At 35.6% G+C, this 22,009-nt stretch carries 15 protein-coding genes and 3 pseudogenes; 9 read left to right on the plus strand and 9 right to left on the minus strand.

The window, feature by feature from the left end; all coding sequences use genetic code 11:
• Positions 1-25 precede the first annotated feature (25 nt).
• Entirely contained in the window at positions 26-916 is an 891-nt protein-coding gene (locus tag H6G44_RS01590) for a metallophosphoesterase family protein (RefSeq protein WP_190384796.1), read from the plus strand.
• A 93-nt stretch (positions 917-1,009) separates the two neighbouring features.
• Here the strand turns inward: H6G44_RS01590 and rpmB are convergent, their stop codons facing one another.
• Both rpmB and htpG read right to left on the minus strand, forming a co-directional pair.
• Positions 1,010-1,246, minus strand: a complete 237-nt coding sequence (gene rpmB / locus H6G44_RS01595) for a 50S ribosomal protein L28 (protein WP_190384797.1) — start codon at positions 1,244-1,246, stop codon at positions 1,010-1,012.
• Positions 1,247-1,542: 296 nt separating this feature from the next.
• Positions 1,543-3,498: a molecular chaperone HtpG gene (gene htpG, locus H6G44_RS01600; RefSeq protein WP_190384798.1), complete on the minus strand. Its 1,956-nt coding sequence runs from the start codon at positions 3,496-3,498 to the stop codon at positions 1,543-1,545.
• Between the two features lie 184 nt (positions 3,499-3,682).
• On the opposite strand from htpG, the gene H6G44_RS01605 reads away from it, so the two are divergent.
• The 5 genes and pseudogenes from H6G44_RS01605 to H6G44_RS01625 all read left to right on the plus strand — a co-directional run bounded on the left by H6G44_RS01605 (position 3,683) and on the right by H6G44_RS01625 (position 5,941).
• Positions 3,683-4,150 carry a hypothetical protein gene (locus H6G44_RS01605; protein WP_190384799.1) on the plus strand — a complete coding sequence of 156 codons (468 nt, stop codon included), beginning with the start codon at positions 3,683-3,685 and terminating at the stop codon, positions 4,148-4,150.
• A 3-nt stretch (positions 4,151-4,153) separates the two neighbouring features.
• A complete protein-coding gene (locus H6G44_RS01610; RefSeq protein WP_190384800.1) occupies positions 4,154-4,585 on the plus strand; it encodes a DUF29 family protein in 432 nt (143 codons plus the stop codon).
• On the plus strand, positions 4,582-4,725 hold the full coding sequence (locus H6G44_RS01615) for a hypothetical protein (RefSeq protein ID WP_190384801.1): 144 nt from the start codon (positions 4,582-4,584) through the stop codon (positions 4,723-4,725). The genes H6G44_RS01610 and H6G44_RS01615 overlap by 4 nt, the downstream gene beginning before the upstream one ends.
• 179 nt (positions 4,726-4,904) lie before the next feature.
• A pseudogene (locus tag H6G44_RS01620) lies at positions 4,905-5,360 on the plus strand (DUF4351 domain-containing protein); the annotation flags it as partial.
• A gap of 218 nt (positions 5,361-5,578) precedes the next feature.
• A complete protein-coding gene (locus H6G44_RS01625) occupies positions 5,579-5,941 on the plus strand; it encodes a hypothetical protein (RefSeq protein ID WP_190384802.1) in 363 nt (120 codons plus the stop codon).
• A gap of 43 nt (positions 5,942-5,984) precedes the next feature.
• Here H6G44_RS01625 and H6G44_RS01630 read toward each other — a convergent pair whose 3' ends face one another.
• The 3 genes from H6G44_RS01630 to gloA form a co-directional block, all read right to left on the minus strand.
• Positions 5,985-6,611 (minus strand): class I SAM-dependent methyltransferase, encoded by a 627-nt coding sequence (locus H6G44_RS01630; protein WP_190384803.1) that lies wholly within the window; start codon positions 6,609-6,611, stop codon positions 5,985-5,987.
• Positions 6,612-6,639: 28 nt separating this feature from the next.
• Complete coding sequence (gene clpB / locus H6G44_RS01635) at positions 6,640-9,258, minus strand: ATP-dependent chaperone ClpB (protein ID WP_190384804.1); 2,619 nt, start codon at positions 9,256-9,258, stop codon at positions 6,640-6,642.
• 77 nt (positions 9,259-9,335) lie between these two features.
• Positions 9,336-9,728, minus strand: a complete 393-nt coding sequence (gene gloA / locus H6G44_RS01640; protein WP_190384805.1) for a lactoylglutathione lyase — start codon at positions 9,726-9,728, stop codon at positions 9,336-9,338.
• A 176-nt stretch (positions 9,729-9,904) separates the two neighbouring features.
• Between gloA and H6G44_RS01645 the strand changes: the two genes are divergently transcribed.
• Together H6G44_RS01645 and H6G44_RS01650 are read left to right on the plus strand one after the other, a co-directional pair.
• Entirely contained in the window at positions 9,905-10,489 is a 585-nt protein-coding gene (locus tag H6G44_RS01645; RefSeq protein ID WP_190384806.1) for a Uma2 family endonuclease, read from the plus strand.
• 87 nt (positions 10,490-10,576) lie between these two features.
• Entirely contained in the window at positions 10,577-14,668 is a 4,092-nt protein-coding gene (locus H6G44_RS01650; RefSeq protein WP_190384807.1) for an Eco57I restriction-modification methylase domain-containing protein, read from the plus strand.
• Positions 14,669-14,750: 82 nt separating this feature from the next.
• On the opposite strand, the pseudogene H6G44_RS01655 reads toward H6G44_RS01650, so the two are convergent.
• The 3 genes and pseudogenes from H6G44_RS01655 to polA form a co-directional block, all read right to left on the minus strand.
• Positions 14,751-14,936: pseudogene (locus H6G44_RS01655) on the minus strand (hypothetical protein); the annotation flags it as partial.
• Positions 14,937-15,005: 69 nt separating this feature from the next.
• Positions 15,006-15,376: pseudogene (locus H6G44_RS01660) on the minus strand (transposase); the annotation flags it as partial.
• A 116-nt stretch (positions 15,377-15,492) separates the two neighbouring features.
• Positions 15,493-18,378, minus strand: a complete 2,886-nt coding sequence (polA, locus tag H6G44_RS01665) for a DNA polymerase I (protein ID WP_311138946.1) — start codon at positions 18,376-18,378, stop codon at positions 15,493-15,495.
• A 126-nt stretch (positions 18,379-18,504) separates the two neighbouring features.
• On the opposite strand from polA, the gene H6G44_RS01670 reads away from it, so the two are divergent.
• A complete protein-coding gene (locus H6G44_RS01670; protein WP_190384809.1) occupies positions 18,505-19,524 on the plus strand; it encodes a tRNA-dihydrouridine synthase family protein in 1,020 nt (339 codons plus the stop codon).
• Positions 19,525-19,769: 245 nt separating this feature from the next.
• Here the strand turns inward: H6G44_RS01670 and H6G44_RS01675 are convergent, their stop codons facing one another.
• On the minus strand, positions 19,770-21,785 hold the full coding sequence (locus H6G44_RS01675) for a glycoside hydrolase family 10 protein (RefSeq protein ID WP_190384874.1): 2,016 nt from the start codon (positions 21,783-21,785) through the stop codon (positions 19,770-19,772).
• Between the last annotated feature and the right edge of the window lie 224 nt (positions 21,786-22,009).

The following is a 22,009-nucleotide window of genomic DNA, read 5'->3' on the forward strand; positions in this document are numbered from 1 at the left end:
CATCTATTGTGCCATTTCATGAAATATGAATATTAACCGCCGTCAATTTTTATTTTTAACTGGAATTAGTACCATAGGGTCTGGATTTCTAGGTTGGAAATTATCAAATACTAATTTTCTCATAGAATCAGCAGCAGCTAACCCACTTAAAAAAGATTTATTATTGCGTTTTGTCTCCGTTGCTGATACAGGAACTGGAACAAAAGGACAATATGCTGTCGCTAATGCTATGAATTTTTATCATCAACAAAATCCTTACAATTTAGTAGTTTTAGCCGGTGATAATATTTATAATAATGGGGAAATTGAGAAAATTAATCAGGTTTTTGAACTTCCTTATCAACCTTTACTAAAAAATGGTGTCAAGTTTCATGCTTGTTTAGGTAATCATGATATTCGCACAGATAATGGTGTTCCTCAAGTTAAGTATCCTGGTTTTAATATGCAGGGACGTTATTACACATTTACTCAAAATCAAGTTCAGTTTTTTGCTTTAGATACTAATAATAATGCAGATTGGCAAAATCAATTAATTTGGTTAGAGAAAGAATTAAGTAGTAGTCAAACCCCTTGGAAAATTGTATTTGGTCATCATCCTATTTATTCGTCTGGTCAATATGGGAGTAATAAAAATTTTATTAAAACCTTTACTCCCTTGTTTAAAAAATACAATGTTCAACTTTATATCAACGGTCATGAACATAATTATGAACGGACTAGTTCTATTAATGGAACTACCTATTTAATCTGTGGTGCTGGTGCGGGTAATCGTCCAGTAGGCCGTTCTTCATGGACAGAATATTCCACAAGTAACTTGAGTTTTGCTGCTTATAATGTCTACCCAGATAAAATAGAAATCAGTGGTATTGATACTAAAAATCGCGTTTTTGATCAGGGTATAATTAAGATTAAATAATAGGATGTGTTAGCAACAGTTTAACGCACCAGTCAGGTAAAAGGCAAGAAATAAATCTCTATTACCTATTACCTATTACCTATTACCTATGATTTAGTAATGATTGAGATTGATTCCTGCTTCCTTGGCCATTGCGTCCAAACCTTTAAATTCTAAGGTTTTAATAGCTTTAGTGGAAAGTTTCAATTTTACCCAACGGTTACCAGCAGCCCACCAAATCCGCTTACTTTGCAAATTAACGTGCTGTAAGCGATTTGTATGACGGTTGGAGTGGGAGACAGCACAAGCATTATTAGCTTTTCTACCAGTTAGTTGACAACGACGGGACATAATAAATATCTCCTAGAGTGTTATGTAAAGACAACCTTTCCATTATATCCTTTGAAAGCCTGATTTACAGCTTATATTCAGATTCCCGACTGCTTAGTTGACATACTCACCGACCTGAAGGTGCGGTGATTCTTGACACTTCAATGAAACACGCCACAAGTGGTCTTATCGTCCCTCCATGTCCGTTTAAAGTCTCCCAATGCCCTATGGCGACTATGACCAAATTTTAACATAAAGCCGTCCTAGAAGGACGGGGCTTGTGTCCCGTCTTTTCGGTCAAGCGGGAATCTGGTTATTTACTTACTTGCTTGTTCCGTTAACTTAGTTAATACGTCATTAGAACGTTCTACAAAGGATTTCATCCCCTCCGCATTAAAACCTTTTTGAGACATCAAAGCTAAATCATAAACGTGCTGACAAATCATAGTCACTAATTGACTCGTCGGGGATACACCATCACCATGAACAATACTACCTTGATTAAGATTAACCAAGTTTTGAATTAACGGGTGAGCAGTATTTACTAACAGAATATGTTCTTCAGGAAATTCAACGTTTTGTTGCTGCATCATAGCGCTCATTTCCCGCATTCTTCGCAGAAATTCCGGTAATAATACCATTGCTGGAGGTGTTCCTTGGGGGTCGTCAGATTTCAGCGACTCAGTACGGATGTTCAATTTTGGCTTATTCAGTGCTTTCTCAAATAGTTCTTTAATTACTTCCCCTTTGGTTTTGTTGGTCGTAGGATCAACAATTTCACTGGTTTTATCCTCTAGCAGGGTATTATCTAAATCTGAGTCCACCCGTGTAAATTTAACATCTCGATATTCTTGTTCCAGGAAGTTAATAAAGTGGGTATCAATAAAAGAGTCCATAAATAGGACCTCTAAACCTTGATTTTTGTGCAGTTCAATATAAGTAGATTGACTGGCTTCATCGGTGCTGTAAAATACTTTGTTTTCGTTACGTTCCTGATTGCGTTCTAAGTATTCCTTCAGGGTTGTGTAGGGTAAATTAATACTATTAGCTGAAGTCACATTTTGCCAAGCATCATCTTCAGCGGTTTGAACCTCAACCGCAGCGGCGGCTTCTAACTTAGCTGTAGTGCGGAAAACGATGATATCTTCTACCTGTTTTTTGAATTTCTCATCATTGAGAACACCGAACTTCACGAATGTTCCCAAATCTTTCCAGGCTGTTACGTATTGCTCGCGGTTATCGCGGTATAATTCCTTGAGTCTATCCCCAACTTTTTTGGCAATATAATCACCTATTCTCTTAATAGTGCGATCGCCTTGTAATGCACTTCGAGAAACATTTAAAGGAATATCAGTGCTATCAATTACACCCCGCATTGGCATTAAAAACTGGGGAATAATTTCCTCACAATTATCACTGACAAAGACCTGATTACAGAATAACTTAATTTGTCCCTTGGTAACATCTACATCAGGACGCATTTTCGGAAAGTAGAGAATACCGTTAATTACAAAGGGATAATCTGTATTCAAATGTACCCATAGTAAGGGTTCTTCCTGAAAAGGATACAAATAACGGTAAAATTCTAAATACTCCTCCTGAGTAAGACTACTGGGAGAATCACGCCATGCAGCCTTTTGTTTATTTAAGGACTCCCCATCCATTTTAATAGGAACCGGCATAAAATCACAATAGGTCTTGACAAGATTCCTAATTCGTGCTGGTTCTAAAAATTCCTCTTCTTCCCCTTCCAAAGTGAGAATGATTGTAGTTCCGCGGCTAGTGCGTTGAGACTCATCTAAAACAAACTTAGGTGAACCATCACAAGTCCAGCGAACAGCTTGTGCACCTTCTTGGTAGGATAGAGTATCAATTTCTACTTGCTTGGCGACCATAAAAGAAGAGTAAAAACCCAAACCAAAATGACCGATAATTGGTTGGTCGGCTTTTCCCTCATACTTTTGAATAAACTCCTCAGCGCTAGAGAAAGCGACTTGGTTAATATATTTTTTTACTTCCTCTGCGGTCATTCCAATCCCATTATCAGTAATGGAGAGAGTTTTGTTGTCTTTATCAATGCTAATGGTAATTTCTGGTTCACCAATTTCACCATTATATTCACCAGCACGGGACACCATATTTAACTTTTGGATAGCGTCTACCCCGTTGGAAACCAGTTCCCGCAGGAAGATTTGATGATCTGAGTAAAGAGACTTCTTGATAATTGGGAAAATATTATCGGTATGAATACTGATGTTACCTTGTTCTAGCATAGTTATCCGTCGGTTGTGGTTGCTTGCTGATAATTTATGAAAATCAATTTTCGGTGATTTTATCTTTTTTGGGGTCAGGAATACCTCTTATTTATGATTCGGATTACACTACCAAGGGATTATTAATGGTTTTAGATATTTATAATAAAAGTTAAGTATATTCAACTATCTTGAGGAAAATTCTATGGACCCCATAACTCTAGCTACTGCCATTACTACCATATTTCTCACAGCAGTGTTACAGAAACAAGGTGAAAATTTTAGTGATATTTTAATGCAAAAGGTGGGAAAAGCACTTGATTTTATTCGCAAACATTCCCCAAACACAGCAGCAGCATTAGCAGCGGGTAATCCAGAAGTATTATCTCTCAATTCAGAAGTTTTAAAACAAATTCCCTCAAATCCGATTTTTGCGGAATTGCTTGCTACTGCTGATGTTGAGGAGAATACCACATTTCAGGAAAAGTATCAAGCAGTCAAAGCAGGTACAATTGTACAAGTAATGGCAACTGATATTGAAGCAAATAACCTAAAAGCAAAGTCAATGCAACAAAAAGCACCCCTTGACGCTGAATTTGTAGAACAAACAATGTTAAAAAATGTCAAGGTAATGGGTGATATTGATTTAAGTGATTTAAGTCAAGAGGGATAAGTTATGGAAGAATTATTAGAACTTAAGAACTTATTAATTAGTGGCAATATTGCAGACGCATTGCTGCTAGTGGAGGAAATGACGGAGATGAGTAAGGATGATAAGCTAAACAAAATTATTAGTTTTGGCATTATTTTATTACTACATTTGATTAAACAGCAAGCGGAGAAACGAACAACAAAATCATGGGAGATATCAATTCGTAATTCTGTACGTCAAATTCAACGTACCAATAAGCGACGGAAAGTAAATGGCAATTATTTAACAGAAACAGAATTACAAGAAACCTTAGAAGATGCTTATCAATCTGCTTTAGATCAAGCATCATTAGAAGCTTTTGAAAATAGATATGAAGCAGATGAAATTGCCACAATGATAGATCGTAACACAATTATTAATCAGGCATTTACACTAATTTTGGAGGATTCTATATGAGTGAACAACCACAAATTAATCAATCTATCTTTGATAATGTTAATATCGGAGGTAGTTTAAAAACAGGTGATATTTCTCAAAATATTTACTTTCAACCAAAACAACTAGAAGGAAACCCTTTTAAACTACCTCAACAATGATATTTGTTTTTGGCATTTTATTTTTAGTACCTGTTTATTGTATAGTAATTTAAGGATTGTTTTTATTTGTAGTCTTACTTAATTATAGTTTTTATTTTATGATTTAATACCTGTTATTGTAAACTTAATCAACAAAATCTATCTTCAGAATCTAAATAAAACCACTTGTGACACGCTTTATTCATCAATTACCACGTACACCTGAAACTTTATGGTTAAGACTATTAGGACGGGAAACAGTACAAAAAAGAGCAATTGATGAATTAGAAACATTACCAACTAATTACCCATTCCAACAAGCAACGTTAGAATTGCTTTACAACCTCGAACAGACTTTAAAGATCAATAACAGTTCAGAACCAGAAGATAAGGAGTTAATTATGCGGTTAGCACCATTTTATCAACGAGATAAAGAAGAAGCTAGACTAGAAGGAGAACAAAAAGGAGAAGAACGTCTAGTTTTACGTCTAATAAATCGCCAATTTGGTGAAATTAAATTATCATTAATTGAGCAAATTCAATCATTGTCTATAGAACAACTGGAAAATTTAGCAGATGCTTTGTTAGATTTTTCACAAGTTGCTGATTTAGAAACCTGGTTAAAGCAACAGAAACTACAAGAAACAGATAGCTGATAACTTAATGTTAGCAATGCTAAAAAGATTAAATTGCAATTTTAAACTATTGTCATTTATTCTTTAAGCATTGCAGAAAAAAACAAAAATATTAGATATCAATACATAAATATTGTTTAGCAATCAAAAACTAATTGTATAAAAATATAAATAACATATTGCCATAGACAAGCATTGTATAGTAAACTGATACAATTATTTTTAACAACAAAGTTACTATGCCAGCCCCAGATACTAGTCGCCGCATTACTCCTAACAACCTCCAGCAAGACATAGATTCTTACAACGGACTCAAAGCCGTTCCCAGTTATACAACTGCTCGCACCATAGCTACACCGGAAGCATTACAGAAAGCTTATGCAGAAATGGTGACAAAACAACAAGAAGAAACCGAGAAACAAGCATTATTTAAAGCCGCAGCAGACGCAGCCAAACAAGCGGAATGGGAGTTTCATAATGCTGTTTTAGCTATGAAAGAAGCAGTAAAAGGTCAATTTGGTTCAGATAGTGACGCAGCCCAAGCAGTAGGTTTCAAGAAGAAATCAGAACGGAAACGTCCCACCAAAAAGAAAATCGAGTAGATAGACAAGGATACTCTCATGATCTTAGAATAAGCGATCGCATTTATATTTTTTCTAAGATCAGAAAATAATGATAGGGGAAAGTGGGGTCAGTATATTCTTCCCTAATTGTCAAACCGGCTTTAGCAACAGAAGCTAAAAATCGCTTTTTGGGATAACCTTTTAGACCCAATTCCCAATAATGTTCGTCACAAAGTGGTGTTGTACTCCAAAATTCTGGAATTTTCCATAGTAAATATCCAGTTTTAAAAACAGAGGTTTTGATTTGCAATGACAGATATTGAGTAGTATGGGGAATAGAAATTACTAAATATTTCTTAGTAATTGCGGCCAGTTTTTGCAATGCTAATTCTGATTTTTCGTAGGGGAAATGTTCTAATACTTGAAACAGAACAACTACATCAAATTTGTCTTTTGGTAATGTAAAATCCGCAGTCAAATCCAAGATTATATCTGGTTTAAGATTAGGGTCAATATCTGCCGTAGTTACGTTATAGTTATTTTGTCTGAGTATTTCTGTGAGCAAAGAATTAAAAATTCCAATTTCCAGAACATTTTTAACTTTGTCACCCAAGGAAAACAATAACCGTGATTGATGATAATAACTAATAAATCTTTCCTTAGAAAGATATTGCGAACTTGTAATCCCTAACGAAGAAATGAGTTCCACAGAAAGCTCCTAATGTATTCAAATTCAGTTAAAGTTTTTTACAAAAACTTAACCCAGTTTCCGCCTTATCAATCAGGATAGTATCACCAGAGACAAAAATATTCTCCAATAACTTTGTAGCCAGAGGATTTTCGACCTCTCGTTGAATAGAACGCTTTAACGGACGCGCACCATAAACAGGATCATAACCAGCTTCCACAAGATGATCACAAGCGGCTGGAGATATTTCCAAAGAGATTTTTTGCTCCTTGAGCAGATTTTCCACCCGTTTAAGTTGAATACGGATAATATAACCCATTTCTGAACGATTAAGAGCATGGAAAAGAATCAGATCATCAATGCGGTTGAGAAATTCCGGGCGAAAGTGACTTCGTAAACCTTCCATGACCTTATTACGCATTAAATCATACTTGGAATCATCCCCAGCCACATCTAAAATATGTTCACTACCGATATTGCTAGTCATGACTATGACAGTATTCCGAAAATCTACAGCCCGTCCTTGGGAATCAGTAACTCTACCGTCATCTAAGACTTGCAGTAAAATATTAAATACATCGGGATGGGCTTTTTCCACTTCATCCAATAGCACCACCGAGTAAGGATGTCTGCGAATGGCTTCCGAAAGTTGTCCCCCTTCCTCATAACCAACGTATCCCGGAGGTGCGCCCACAAGACGGGAAACTGAGTGTTTTTCCATGTATTCGGACATATCTAAACGTACTAAAGCGTCGTCCGAATCAAAAAGAAATTGAGCTAAAGCGCGAGCGAGTTCAGTTTTACCCACGCCAGTTGGTCCCATAAACAAAAATGAACCAATAGGGCGTGAGGGGTCTTTCATTCCCGCACGGGCGCGACGAATAGCCGCAGAGACGGCGGAAACGGCTTCTTCTTGACCAATTACCCTTTCATGTAAATGACTTTCTAATTTAAGTAATTTTTGGCGTTCTGATTCTAAAAGGCGATTTACGGGGATTCCTGTCCATTTTGCCACAATTTCGGCGATATCGGCTTCGGTAACTTGTTCTCGCAACAGAGTAGAACCCTGGGTTTGAATTTCTAACAGTTTCGTTTCTTTAATTTCTCGTTCTCTTTGTACGCCCTCTAATTTACCATACTTGAGTTGAGCAGCTTTATTCAAATCATAATCCCGCTCTGCTTGTTCAATTTGTACCCTTAGGGCATCCTCTTCTTTCTTTAAACTGCTAATAGCCTCTAATAACTGCTTTTCTCCTTGCCATTGCTCATTAAATATTTGCTGTTTGACTGTTAAACTGGCAATTTCTGCCTGAATTCGTTCTAATCTTTCTTTAGTGGGAGAAATACTTTGTTCTTCTCCAGATAATGACAGCTTTTCCATTTCTAGCTGCATTAAACGTCGGTCAATGGTTTCTAATTCCGCAGGTTTAGAAGTAATCTCCATTTTTAATTTTGCTGCGGCTTCGTCAACTAAATCTATGGCTTTGTCCGGTAGAAACCTATCTGCAATATAACGCGCTGATAAAGTTGCAGCAGCTACTAAAGCAGAATCGGAGATTTTAACGTTATGATGCACTTCATAACGCTCTTTTAAACCTCGTAAAATAGAAATTGTATTTTCTACTGTTGGTTGATTTACATATACCTGTTGAAATCTTCTTTCTAATGCTGCATCTTTTTCAATAAATTTGCGATATTCATCTAAGGTAGTTGCCCCAATACAACGTAACTCACCTCGCGCTAACATGGGCTTGAGTAAATTACCAGCATCCATAGATCCTTGTTGATTAGAACCAGTACCAACAACTGTATGCAGTTCATCAATAAATAAAACTACTTGCCCATTTGATTCAGTAACTTCCCGGAGGACATTTTTTAAACGGTCTTCAAATTCACCTCTATATTTTGCGCCCGCAATCAAACTACCGATATCCAAGGAAATTAATTGGCGATTCTTTAAAGACTCAGGAACGTCACCATTCACCATTCTTTGGGCTAAAGCTTCAGCGATCGCCGTTTTACCTACTCCTGGCTCACCAATTAATACAGGGTTATTTTTACTACGTCGAGATAGAACCTGGATTACCCGGCGAATTTCATCATCTCTACCAATAACTGGATCTAATTTTCCCGCTTTTGCCTGTTCTGTCAAATCTCGTCCAAATCTTTTTAAAGCCTCATCAGGTGCATCCGCTTCTACTTTTGGTGATGCTTTTATTTTGGGAGTAGTGCGAACAGATTTAACCCCAAGTTCCACTTGAGCAAGATCTATATTTAAGCTTTTAAATAACCGTCTACCAATACGTTGATCATCACCAAAAGCTAGAATTATATGACCTTCTGAGATTTCTTCCTCTCTCATTTTGGCTCTAATTTCATCGGCTTTATCCAATAGTAGATCTAAATTCCGCCCCAGGTAAAGTTGATCACTTTTACCAACCTTGGGTTGACGTTCGGTGAAAGCCTCTAGTTGTTGTTTGAACCGAATAGAATCAACTTCTGCACGGGTGAGAATGGCTGTAGCTAGGCTGGTAGGCTCTTCTAAAAGAGCGAGAATTAAATGTTCAACTTCTAATTGTTGTTGTTTATAAGCACGAACCACATCTTGGGATTTTGTTACCGCTTCCCAGGCTGTATCAGTAAATTTATCAGGATCTGTAGGCTGCATTTGTAAAATTTTAGATTTTAGACTTGTAATTTAAGTGGGGGGGGTGAAGAAGTTGTCTTCTTACCCTCTACCCTCAATTATTCTAGAGTTTTGAACTGAATTAATTCAACTTTATAACCATCTGGGTCTTCCACGAAAGCAATTACTGTTGAACCATGTTTCATTGGTCCTGGTTCTCGAACTACTTTACCGCCAAGTTGTCCAATGGTTTCACAGGTAGCATAAATATCATGCACACCCAGAGCGATATGACCATAGGCATTACCTAAATCATACTTTTCTACGCCCCAATTGTGAGTGAGTTCTAAAACAGAATGATCACTTTCTTCTCCATAACCGACAAAAGCCAGGGTAAATTCTCCCGTTGGATAATCTTTACGTCGTAGTAACTTCATTCCCAGCACTTCACAGTAAAATTTTAAGGACTCTTCTAAGTTACCTACCCTAAGCATGGTGTGTAGTAAGCGCATATTTACCCTTATTTACCCTTTGTTCAATTCCTGTATTTTATATCTTATTGGCAATTTTGCCGAATTCTGCATTTAATTCTGCTTTTGATTGCTCAATTGTTGGTAATTATACGTTAACTAATTTTAGCAAAAGTTTATGCTAAAATTAATTTTAATTTCAGATGGAGGAAATAATTATGATTTCATCACCTTTGATATTACATTTTCCCTCATCAATGCAAATGACAGATGAAGATTTTTTTGCTTTCTGTCAAGAAAATCGTGATTTACGCATTGAGAGAAATCAATTTGGAGAAATATCAATTATGCCACCCGCAGGTTCAGAAACAGGAAACAGAGAAGGTAATATATTTGGACAGTTATGGGTATGGTCAGAAAAAGATAGCACAGGTATAACTTTTAGTCCCAGTGCAGCATTTACACTTTCTACAGGTGCAGAACGTTCTCCTGACGCTTCCTGGATAAAATTAGAGAGATGGAATCAACTTACACCAAAGCAACAAAAAAAGTTTGCACCTATTTGTCCTGATTTTGTGATTGAATTAAGGTCAGCTTCTGATAATTTGCAACCTTTAAAAGAGAAAATGCAGGAATATATGCAAGAACCAGGAATACAATTAGGTTTATTAATTGACCGCAAAAATCGCCGGGTTTATATTTATCGTCCTGGACAAATGGAGGAATGTTTAGAAAGTCCTGATACTGTTAGTTGTGAACCTATTTTACCAGGATTTATTTTGAATATGGGGAAAATTTGGTAACTAAAATGTGATGGTGTGTTATACTGAGTGTGTGACACACAATATGGAAAATTCTTGGGATTTATATATTATTTTGGGGTGAAAACTATGACAAATACAAAAAACACAAATAAACCCTTATTTTCTCAACATTATTTAGATTATCGCATTCAAGAACTTCCAGAATGGCAATTAGATATTAAAGCAGAATTTGCGGCATTAAAAAATCTTTATTTATCAAAAAAGCCGATTTTAGCCACTCTGAATGAAGCTCAAACCGAAGATATATTTATTCAACCAGCTTTAGAAATTTTAGGTTTTAAATATATTCCTCAAGTCATTTCTCGTAGTCAAGGTAGAGCCGAACGTCCTGATTATGCGTTGTTTATAAATGAAAGTGAAAGAGATACAGCCTACTCTTTTCAAAATAATGAAACTGCCTTTTATAGTCGAGTATTAGTAATAGCAGAAGCTAAATATTGGGAACGATCATTAAGTAAAGTTTCCGCTAATGATCAAAGGGACATTTTCAAAAATACCAACCCATCTTTTCAGATTTCCAGTTATTTAAGTGGTACAAATGTTGACTGGGGAATTTTAACCAATGGGAGAGAATGGCGTTTATATTATCGTCAAGCTTCTTCTACCGCAACGGAATTTTATCCTATTGATTTAGTGGAATTATTAGAAACTGAAAATATAGAACAATTCAAATACTTTTGGTTATTTTTTAGAAGCGCGGCTTTTGCAAAAGATAGCTACAACAAAAACTTTTTAGAACGAGTCAGAGAAGGAAGTACAACCTATGCGACTCAAGTAGGAAACGAATTAAAAACCTTAGTATTTGATCAGATATTTCCTGATTTAGCAAGAGGGTTTATAGTAGACGCAATGCGACGGGGAAAAACCGTAGAACCAAAACAGATTTACGCAGCGACTTTATCATTTTTATATAAGTTGTTATTTCTCTTATATGCTGAAGCGAGAAACTTATTACCAATTACCAGCGCTTACCGTGATTATAGTTTAATTAAAATTACCCAAGAAATAGCCGCAAGTCTGGATAAACAAAGAACATTAAGTCAAACTTCCACAAAAATTTATCAGAGTTTGTTAGGTTTATTTCAAATAGTAGATAGGGGTGATAAAGCTTTAGAAGTACCTCGTTATAATGGTGGTTTATTTCACTTTGATTTTCATGAACTTGGAGATAGGGAAGATTATCCAGAGAATTATTTTTTGTCTGAACATCAAATATCTGATGCTATTTTATTTCCCGCTTTGGATAAATTAGCACGTTTTGAAAAATTACCCATTGACTACAGCTTTTTAGGTGTGCGACAATTGGGTTCAATTTATGAAGGATTATTAGAATATCGTTTAATTATTGAAGATGAAAAAACGGGAAAAGTGCATTTAGAAAATGATAAGGGTGAAAGAAAAGCTACAGGTTCTTATTACACACCAGATTATATTGTTAAATACATTGTTAGTCATACTCTCAAACCAATTTTAGAGGAGAGAAAACAAAGATTTGCAGATTTAATGACGCAAATTAACCAATTACATGAAAAAATGATAGATGGTAGATTAGGAGTACAAAGTCGTAACGGTTTACAAAAAGATTTACAACGTTTAGAAAGACAAGCACAAAATACTTTACTTGATATTAAAATTTGTGATCCTGCTATGGGAAGTGGACACTTTTTAGTCGAAGCTGTTGATTATTTGACAGACGAATTAATCAATATTTTAAATGAATATCCCGAACATAATCCCATTTTGGAGATGTTAGGAAAAACCCGCAATAGTATTTTAGAAAACTTACAACAGCAGGGAATTAATATTGATATCAACTTAGACGATAATCAACTTTTACAAAGAGTGGTCATGAAACGCTGTATTTATGGTGTAGATTTGAATCCCATGGCCGTAGAATTAGCCAAGGTAAGTTTATGGTTACATTTTTTCACAATTGGCGCTCCTTTGAGTTTTTTAGATCATCATTTGCGCTGCGGAAATTCTCTTATTGGTACAACTGCGCGAGAAGCAGAAGCGAATATGATCAAAGAAGAAAGTGGCCAATTGAGTTTATTAACAGGTCCCTTTGTGGGGTTGTTACGTGCTGCGGAAATTATGCGCGGTGTGAGTACATTAAGTGATGCAACTTTTGCGGAAGTGGAAACCAGCGAGAGGTTATTTAAGGAATTTGATCAGGCTGCGAAACCTTTTAAAAGGTTATTAGATATTTATGTTTCTCAATTTTTTGGTGTGAAACAAGCTAAGAATTTTTTAGAAAGATTTGGTATAAATGCGATTAATGCTAACCCTGAAAATATGAATGCTGCTGATATTGCGGTATATGAGGAAGCGAGAAAGCTATTTGAAGAAAAGCGGTTTTTTCATTGGGATTTGGAATTTCCAGAGGTTTTTATTGATTTAGAAAGTGCTAGTTGGAAAGAAAATTCCGGTTTTCATGCTGTTATCGGAAATCCACCTTATATTAGAAGTATTAGATTAAAAGAAGTCGATATACAATCATGGAGTTATTATCCTTTAGTATATCAATCCGCAGCGAAAAGAGAATATGATATTTATTTATGTTTTATTGAAAAAGGATTAGAGTTAATTAATAGTTATGGTTATTCAGGTTTAATTATTCCTAATAAATGGTTTACTACTAGAGTTGGGGAGTCAATTAGAAATTTACTTTTTCGTGAAAAAGCAATTAAATCTATTGTTGATTTTACATCGTTTCAAGTTTTTTCAGATGCTACTACTTATGTTTGCTTGTTATTCTTGAATAAGCGCTTAAATCATGACATTAATGTAGCTATTTTAAATGATTTTATTGATAATGAAAAACCTTTACCATATATTCAAGGTAATTGGAATATAGGAATATTAGCTTATAACGATTTGGGGTTAAATAGTTGGAATTTTGCTTTAGATGCTACACAATCTTTACTCAAAAAATTATTATCTTTACCTAAAATTGAAGATATTGCTAAAGTCTTTGCTGGTACAAGTACCAGTGCTGATTCTATATTTAGACTTGGGAAAATAAAAGATCAGGATAATATATTTTATTCCAAAATTTTAGAAAAATTAGTAAAAATTGAACCGCAATTAGTTAAATCATGTTTAACTGGACAAAATATTAATTCTTATGTGTATGATGATGATAGTTGTTTATTATTTCCTTATGATTCTCATCATAATTTATTAACTGCTAATCAGTTACAAGAAAATTATCCTATTGCATGGTCATATATTGATAATGAAATGATTAAAAATGGTCTTAAAAATAGAGAAAATGGTAGATTTCTAGATAAAGATGATTGGTATTGTTATGGTTATCCGCGAAATTTACAGTTACAGCAATTCCCGAAAATAGTATTTCCTGATGTTGCAAGTAAAGCCAGATTTACTGTTAATTTTTATGGACATTATCTTATTGATACTGTATATGGTATGCAATTAAAACCAGATGTGAAAATTTCTCTGTTAGCATTAACCGCTATTTTAAATAGTTCAGTGATGACTTGGTTTCTAAAAACTACTGGAACTAATTTAAGGGGTGGTTATTTTAGAATGAAAACGGCTTATATTAATCCTTTTCCTATTCCTAATATCAACTTTATCACAGAAAGCGATCGCCGTCAAACTTATCTAGAAAACACAATTAACCTTTACCAACAATATCAAATCAATCATAACCCAAATATCCTACTTAGCCAAATTGATCACCACCTCAACCAACAACCAGAACAAGCAGACGTAATTCATGACTTACTCGCATATTTAGCCGAACAAATGATAGAATTAAATAAACAAAAACAAACAGAAATCAAAGGCTTTTTAACATGGTTAGCAAGATTAATCGGTACTGACATTGATAATCTTACCAATAAATCTAAAATTCAAAATTATTTAGGTGATTATTATAAACAAAAACAAGCAGACAACCATTTAACCCTTGACGAATTAATTGATATTCTCAAGAAAAACAAGAAAAAACTAAAAATTGATATCAGCGGTAGAAAAGAACAAGAAACATTAGCAAAAGAATATCAAGCCAGTTTAAATACACTCCTACCCATCAAAAAACAACTAAAACAATGTGATTGGTTAATTGATGAAATCGTTTATAAACTATATAAATTAACTCCAGAAGAAAAAGCGATTATTGAGGGATAAAATATCCCTTATTTGGTCAAAAATCATCAATTCTTGTCAGAAGTTGGGAATCTCAATGTACTACTGACAATTTGCAGAAAACTTACAACATCATCATTAAATCTGCAAAACCGTAAATACTAATTCCTAATAAGAGTAATGCAGCAAATTGGGTAATACGTCCTTCAATTAAAAATGTGTAGTTTTCACCATTGGAAGACATTGCTTCCCTAACCAATATAGAAGTTGAAGCCCCAATTACAAAACTTAAACCCAGTATAATATAAGGCAGAAATGTTGAATGTCGTTACAAAACTTTACATATTTAAGTATAGTAGTATTATCAAGGGTAAAAATGTCAACATTTCATAATATCTTCCATCCAATGAACATAACTGATTTGTTGACACATACAAGCTTGAAGATAGCGGAATTTATCTAACATCTTTTCACCCCATTTTTTCGGAACAGATACAAGTTGTAAAATCAGATAAGCGATGAGACTAGCATAAATTTGAATAGCAATACCATTAACATTTTTAGTGATTAATCTATCCAGTTTTAGGTGCATCTTTAAAAATTTCCATAACAGTTCAACTCCCCATCGTAAACGATATTATCTGTAACTGCTACCTCTCCATTGGCAGGTAAATTCGTGACTAACCTAAATTCAGTTTTCGTTTCTAAATCACAAAAATTAATCACTCTGTAAGCGGGAGTATCCTTCGATACTTCTGCATAAAAGCCTAAATTTTTAATTAATTGTCACCATTGAATATTTTTCTGGTTTTTGATTAATTCAACTAAAGGCCTTATTTGAGGGTCTAATTAGGAAATGCTATAGTTTACTTAGTTTCCATCCAATTATCTCCTGCATGAATATCAACAACTAAAGGAACAGATAAAGAAACAGCATTTTCCATTACCGACTTAATTTGTAGTTGCAATTCTTCCCATTCTTGGGGAGGAACTTCAAAAACTAATTCATCATGAACTTGTAACAACAACCGCGCTTGATATTTCTTTAACACCTGATGCAATTGTACCATTGCTATTTTGATAATATCCGCACTAGAACCTTGAATTGGTGCATTAGCAGCAGAACGAAGTAACCCAGCATCATATTGACCTAAATTTTTTAATTTCTGCAAATTAATATCTTCCAATTTACTCCCTTTTAGCTGAAGCAAACTATTATTAGTAAATTCAAAATAACGTCGTCTACCCAAAATTGTTTCCACATAACCATAAGCAATTGCTTCCTTTTTTACTCGCTCCAAATATGCAAAAATATGAGCATATCTTTGATTAAATCTCTCAATAAATAATTTCGCATCTACTAGATTTATTCCCGTTTCCCTAGCAAATTTTTGTGATCCCATACCATAAATTACCCCAAAATTAATCGTCTTTGCAAACCGTCTTTCATCAGCAGAAATATCTTCTTTCTCAAAAACTAATTTTGCAGTCAACCTATGAATATCTTCATTTTCATGATATGCTTGAATTAATACAGGTTCTTGACTCAAATGCGCTAAAATCCTCAACTCAATTTGAGAATAATCAGCAGCTACCATTAACCAACCTGATTCCGGTAAAAACGCTTTTCTAATTTGTCTACTAAAAGCAGTCCGAATCGGGATATTTTGTAAATTGGGATGAGAAGAAGATAACCTCCCTGTAGAAGTTGCAGTTTGGTTAAAATCAGTATGTAATCTTTGGCTTTTGGGATGTACTAAAGCTGGTAAAGCATCTACATAGGTAGACTTTAATTTGGCTAAAGTTCGATTTTCAATAATCGCTTTTACAAATCCAGTATGATCAACTTCTTGCAGTTTTTCTAAAGTTCCTGCGTCTGTAGAATAACCAGTTTGAATCTTGCGAGAATATTTGGTACTTAAACCTAACTTTTCAAACAAAATATGACTCAATTGTTTAGGAGAACCTAAATTAAATTTTTCTCCAGCAATTTCAATAGCTGTTATTTCTAACTTGGCTAATTCTGTTTCTAACTGCTGTGAAAGTTCTTGCAAATAATCTGAATTAATGCGAACTCCCGTATATTCAACTTCCGCTAAAACTTCTTCTAACGGTTGTTCTACCTCATTTAAAAGTTTATATAAAGTTGGTGTTTCTGCTAACTTCTCCTGTAATTTTCCTACTAATCTAAACGTAGAATAAACATCCATTCCGCAATAATCAGCAACCGCAGAAATACTAATATCTGCAATGGTTTTACCTTTAGGAACTAAATCTCCATAACTTTTTGCACTTAATCCCAAATATCGTAAAGATAAATCAGTTAAATTATGACTACTATCTGGATTAATTAAATAACTAGCTAACATAGTATCAAAGACCACCCCAGCTAAATTAATTCCTTGACACCGCAGAATTAAACGATCAAATTTAGCATTTTGTAAAGCCTTAGGATAATCAGCACTTTCTAAAATTGGCCGCAGTTTTGCTAATACTAAATCTCGATTTAAATTATTACCGTTTTTATGACCAATGGGAATATAAGCAAGTTCATTTGATTGCATTCCCCAACAGCAACCAATTCCTACTAAATCTGCATCTTGTGGTTCTAAAGCCGTAGTTTCTGTATCCCAAGCAACCGGGTTTTCTGGATTTTTTAGCGTCTGTAAAAGTTCCACTAAATCTATTAATTTAGCTTCCGTATTAATAATGCGTGGTTGAATTGGTAATTCCGTTTTCTTCATTACTTGTGCTGTATCTTCCGCACTAAAAAACCACAAATCATCATTGGTTTCTGTAATTATTTCTGCTACCTGATTTTTTGCAACCTCTCCACCAAATTTTTCTTGTATCTCATTAATTGTATTTAAAAACCTTTTAAATTCTAATTTCTCTAAAATGGGAATCAGTCGATGATGATCAAAACCTGTTAATTGACAATCTTCTAAATCAATTTCCAAAGGAACATCACAAACTATTTTAGCTAAATAACGAGATTTTTCCGCGTCTTCCTTACCAGTAATTAGTTTTTTCTGAACTGCACCTTTAATTTCATCTAAAGCACCATAAATCTGGTCAAGAGAATTATAGGTATTTAATAATTGTACGGCTGTTTTTTCACCAATTCCCCGGACACCGGGAATATTATCTGATTTATCACCACATAAAGCTTTAAAATCAACAACTTGCGTCGGTAATATTCCTAATTTTTCCTTAACTTCTTCTGCTCTAAATTCAGCAATACTATTTGTAGAACGTTTTAAAGCCTCTGGAGTAAAATTTAAAATTGTAATTTCCTTATCAGCATCAATTAATTGAAACAAATCCCTATCACCAGAAAGAATCTTAACTTGATATCCAGAACCTGCGGCTTTTTCTGCTAATGTTCCTAATACATCATCTGCTTCATAACCAGGAGCAGTAATAATTGGTAAATTTAAACATTGCAATAACTCATAAAGGTTTTCTAAATCGGGAATAAAGTCTTCCGGTGTTTCTGCGCGTCCAGCTTTGTAAGTATCATCAGCTTCATGACGGAAAGTAGGTAAAGCCAAATCAAAAGCCACCGCTAAGGCTTGGGGTTGTTGGGTGGCCATTACTTCTAACAAACATTTCATAAAACCAAAGCAAACACTGGTAGGAATACCAGATTTTGTGCGAAGTCCCCCATCTCTACCCTTAGCAAAAGCAAAGTAGGAACGAAAAGCTAGTGAGTGTCCATCAATGAGGATGAATGTAGGCTTGTTTATCACTGAAGAATCAAAAATCAACTGTTTAACCAAATTCAGAAAACCATTCTATTCTAATTTTTTTTATGGGTTATGTTAAAGAAACCCACTCACTATTTTTTAATCCAGTGATGCTTTATTTAACCCTCTATGTCCCAGGTAGCACTCCCCCAATCTCTTGAGAAAGACTTACCATTCACCGCCCTTGCACCCATGCAGGACGTAACTAACCTCTGGTTTATGAAGGTCATTTCTCAATATGGCAGCCCTGATTACTTCTTTACCGAGTATTTCCGCGTCAATGATACCTCACGGCTCAACCGTGGCATTTTAGCAGCAATCACCGAAAACGATACTGGTCGCCCCGTTTTTGCCCAAATGATTGGCGAAAGCATCCCCGACCTAGTCAGAACAGCCAAAGAACTCTGTAAATATAATATCGCCGGAGTAGACTTAAACATGGGCTGTCCAGCGCCGAGAATCTATCGCAAAAACGTCGGAGGTGGATTACTGCGAGAACCGGAAAAGGTAGATCGGATTTTAGGAGAACTGCGTGCCGCCGTAAATGATAGACCTTTAACCGTGAAAATGCGTCTAGGTTTTGAAAATACAGATAACTTTTATCAAATTTTAGATATCATCAACCATCATAACATTGATTTGTTGAGTTTGCATGGTCGCACAGTTAAAGATATGTATCATGGGGCAGTGAAGTATGATTTGATTGCGGAAGCAGTGAGACGGGTTCATTGTCCGGTTATGGCTAATGGTAATATCAACTCGGCTAAAACAGCCCTAAAAGTGCTTTCACAAACAGGGGCAGCAGGTGTAATGGTAGGGCGTTGGGCGATTGGGAATCCCTGGCTTTTTCATCAAATTCGTCAGGCTTTAGAAGGAAAAGAGATCACACCAGTTCCTTTAGTAGAAGTACGTAATTATATTGATTGTTTATGGAAAACTCCCACAGCCTCAACTATGCCAGAACGAGCACGGGTAGGCTACCTGAAAATGTTTCTTAACTACATTGCTTTGAGTATTGATACTGAAGGTGATTTTCTGCGGTTGATGCGACGAGCCCAGAATGAGGTAGAATTGTTTAGTATTTGCGATCGCTTTTTGCTTGTAGATGTGACGCAAACCTTAGCCCTAGCACCTGTTTTGAATGTGTAATTACAGCAAATCACCACCAAACAAAGTACAAATATGAATAGTAAAACTCTTATGGGGTGGGCATCTTACCCGCCCATATATAATTAATTTAAACTCTTGTGGGTTGGGCATACTACCCGCCCATACTTAACTCATTTAAACTCTTATGGGGTGGGCATCTTACCCACCCATATTTAACTCATTTAAATGAAATGTATTGTACAAGTATCCCTTCCAGAACAGAAGGGATAGGAAACAAAATATGATCAAGTTACGGTAATCATCACGCCTTCACTTTCATATCCCAACCTGTCCACAGCACATATTGCATAATTTCCCGGTGAGACTGTCGCAAAGGTAGTACCAGCAGATAAAATCCGTTGAATTATCCAATTATTGCCATTTTGTAAATATAGAGTCCAAGAACGCACAGCTTGATTATCTCCGGGTTCCCAGTTTAATTTCCCATCAACAAACTTGAGATTTTTCGGCGGCCGTAGCGTTATTGAAGTTTGCCATGACATACTAGGAATTAGAGCAGGACTGGGATAATAGGTTTTAAATTGGTCAGCAATACCCTGGCGATTTTCTTTAATGCCCGTCATACTGAAAAAGATATTACCCAAGGACAGATTAGCCGCTAAATTCCGAGAAATCTGAATTTGCTTGGCAATTTCGCTATTTTTCCACTCCTTACCATCTAATTGTCCCAGATTATTACCAGCATAGACATGACGCTGTTTAATATTAATTTCCGTCCACCATTTTAGCAAAGCTTGATAACTTTGTTTGGTTTGGTCAGTGCGCCAGTAAAGTTGGGGAGCAATATAATCTATCCAACCTTGTTGTAGCCATTTCTTAGAATCTGCATAGAGGACACCATAGGCATCTAACCCCACAATTCCCGCAGGTTCTCCAGACCGATAAATCCCAAAGGGACTAATTCCAAATTTAACATGAGGCTTGGCCGCTTTAATTCCCTGAGAAAGTCGCAATACCATTTGATTGACGTTTTCTCGTCGCCAATCTTCTAGATTTAGTTTACCCCCACTGCGTTGATAAGCTGCGTAGGTTTTATTATCGGGAAAAGGCTTACCAGATATGGGATAGGGGTAAAAATAGTCATCTAAATGAATAGCATCTAAATCATAACGACTAACAACATCAATAATGACATTGTATGCTCTATCTTGAACTATTTTTGCACCGGGGTCCATCCATTGTTGACTACCCCATTGATAAACCACCTCCGGGTTAGTAACTGCAATGTGAGGACGAACGGGAGAAACTTGACTATTTGCCCTAGCACGGTAAGGATTAAACCAAGCGTGTAATTCAATATTGCGTTTATGACATTCAGAAATCGCCAACTCCAAAGGGTCATAAAATGGTGTTGGAGCTTTTCCCTGAGTTCCTGTTATCCAAGCACTCCAAGGTTCTAACTCAGAAGCATATAAAGCATCACCTTCTGGTCTTACCTGCAAAACTAAAGCATTGAAATTCAACGATTGTAATTGTTTAATAATCGCCACCAATTCCGCCTTCTGTTGTTCTACAGGCAGTCCCGGTTTAGAAGGCCAATCACTATTCCACACCGACGCAACCCAAGCCCCCCGAAACTCTCGATGATGGTTGACCTTGACGGTATTATTTGTAGGTGCAGGTTTCTGTTTATTTAGGGTTGGTGGAATCACAAGATAATCAGAAGGGATTTTTTCCGCCTTTCCCAAATATACTAAAGTCTGATAAACCATCACTGCCACATCCGCACGAGTAGCATCTATTTTATAATTTAGTATTTTCCCAGTCGGATAACTTACTACCCAGCCAAGACGAGTCGCTAAAGCTATTTGATTAATTCCATAGTAAGGAATTAAAGACGCATCTTCATAAATTTCTGGAAGTTTACTAACTAAATCCGGGTCAACTTTACCAGCAAGGATTGGACTCAAACCATTGACTATTGCCACTAAAGCATCACCTCTGGCAATGCTTTCATCTACACCAAAACGCTTGTTTGGATAACCAGTCAAAAATCCAGTTTCATAGACTTTTTTAATCGCGTTTATCGCCCAATGAGCTTGGGGAACATCTACAAAAGGCACATATTCCCGTTTAACTGGTTGGGTAAAAACTGAAGCGATAATGGCCGCAAACTCAGCACGAGTCACAGGGTTATCTGGGCGACAAGTTCCATCAGGATAACCGCTGAGAATGCGCCATCTTGCTAAGGCTTCAATAAATGGTCGAGACCAATGACTTTGAATATCGGAGAATATCATAGGATTAGATACGATATTTATGTAGTTGTGAGCATCTTCTGTTAATTTAGCAATATTTAGGTTTTTGTAACTTAGTACCAACGTAGTCAGATATATAAGTTTTTTCAATATCCCTTTTTCAAAAAAAGCGCGTTTATCACCCGATCATCACCTTATTGAGAATATACCCAGTTAATTCTCAAGATTATTGAGAATAAAATCAATAAATTAACGAATTTACTAGG

Source organism: Aphanizomenon flos-aquae FACHB-1287, assembly GCF_014698755.1.
Lineage (GTDB): Bacteria > Cyanobacteriota > Cyanobacteriia > Cyanobacteriales > Nostocaceae > Dolichospermum > Dolichospermum flosaquae.

Excerpts from the sequence above, each read along its gene's own strand:
- H6G44_RS01590 (WP_190384796.1), top strand. The coding sequence starts at position 26 with ATGAATATTAACCGCCGTCAATTTTTATTTTTAACTGGAATTAGTACC.
- rpmB (WP_190384797.1), bottom strand. The coding sequence starts at position 1,246 with ATGTCCCGTCGTTGTCAACTAACTGGTAGAAAAGCTAATAATGCTTGT.
- htpG (WP_190384798.1), bottom strand. The coding sequence starts at position 3,498 with ATGCTAGAACAAGGTAACATCAGTATTCATACCGATAATATTTTCCCA.
- H6G44_RS01605 (WP_190384799.1), top strand. The coding sequence starts at position 3,683 with ATGGACCCCATAACTCTAGCTACTGCCATTACTACCATATTTCTCACA.
- H6G44_RS01610 (WP_190384800.1), top strand. The coding sequence starts at position 4,154 with ATGGAAGAATTATTAGAACTTAAGAACTTATTAATTAGTGGCAATATT.
- H6G44_RS01615 (WP_190384801.1), top strand. The coding sequence starts at position 4,582 with ATGAGTGAACAACCACAAATTAATCAATCTATCTTTGATAATGTTAAT.
- H6G44_RS01625 (WP_190384802.1), top strand. The coding sequence starts at position 5,579 with ATGCCAGCCCCAGATACTAGTCGCCGCATTACTCCTAACAACCTCCAG.
- clpB (WP_190384804.1), bottom strand. The coding sequence starts at position 9,258 with ATGCAGCCTACAGATCCTGATAAATTTACTGATACAGCCTGGGAAGCG.
- gloA (WP_190384805.1), bottom strand. The coding sequence starts at position 9,728 with ATGCGCTTACTACACACCATGCTTAGGGTAGGTAACTTAGAAGAGTCC.
- H6G44_RS01645 (WP_190384806.1), top strand. The coding sequence starts at position 9,905 with ATGATTTCATCACCTTTGATATTACATTTTCCCTCATCAATGCAAATG.
- H6G44_RS01650 (WP_190384807.1), top strand. The coding sequence starts at position 10,577 with ATGACAAATACAAAAAACACAAATAAACCCTTATTTTCTCAACATTAT.
- H6G44_RS01670 (WP_190384809.1), top strand. The coding sequence starts at position 18,505 with ATGTCCCAGGTAGCACTCCCCCAATCTCTTGAGAAAGACTTACCATTC.
- H6G44_RS01675 (WP_190384874.1), bottom strand. The coding sequence starts at position 21,785 with ATGATATTCTCCGATATTCAAAGTCATTGGTCTCGACCATTTATTGAA.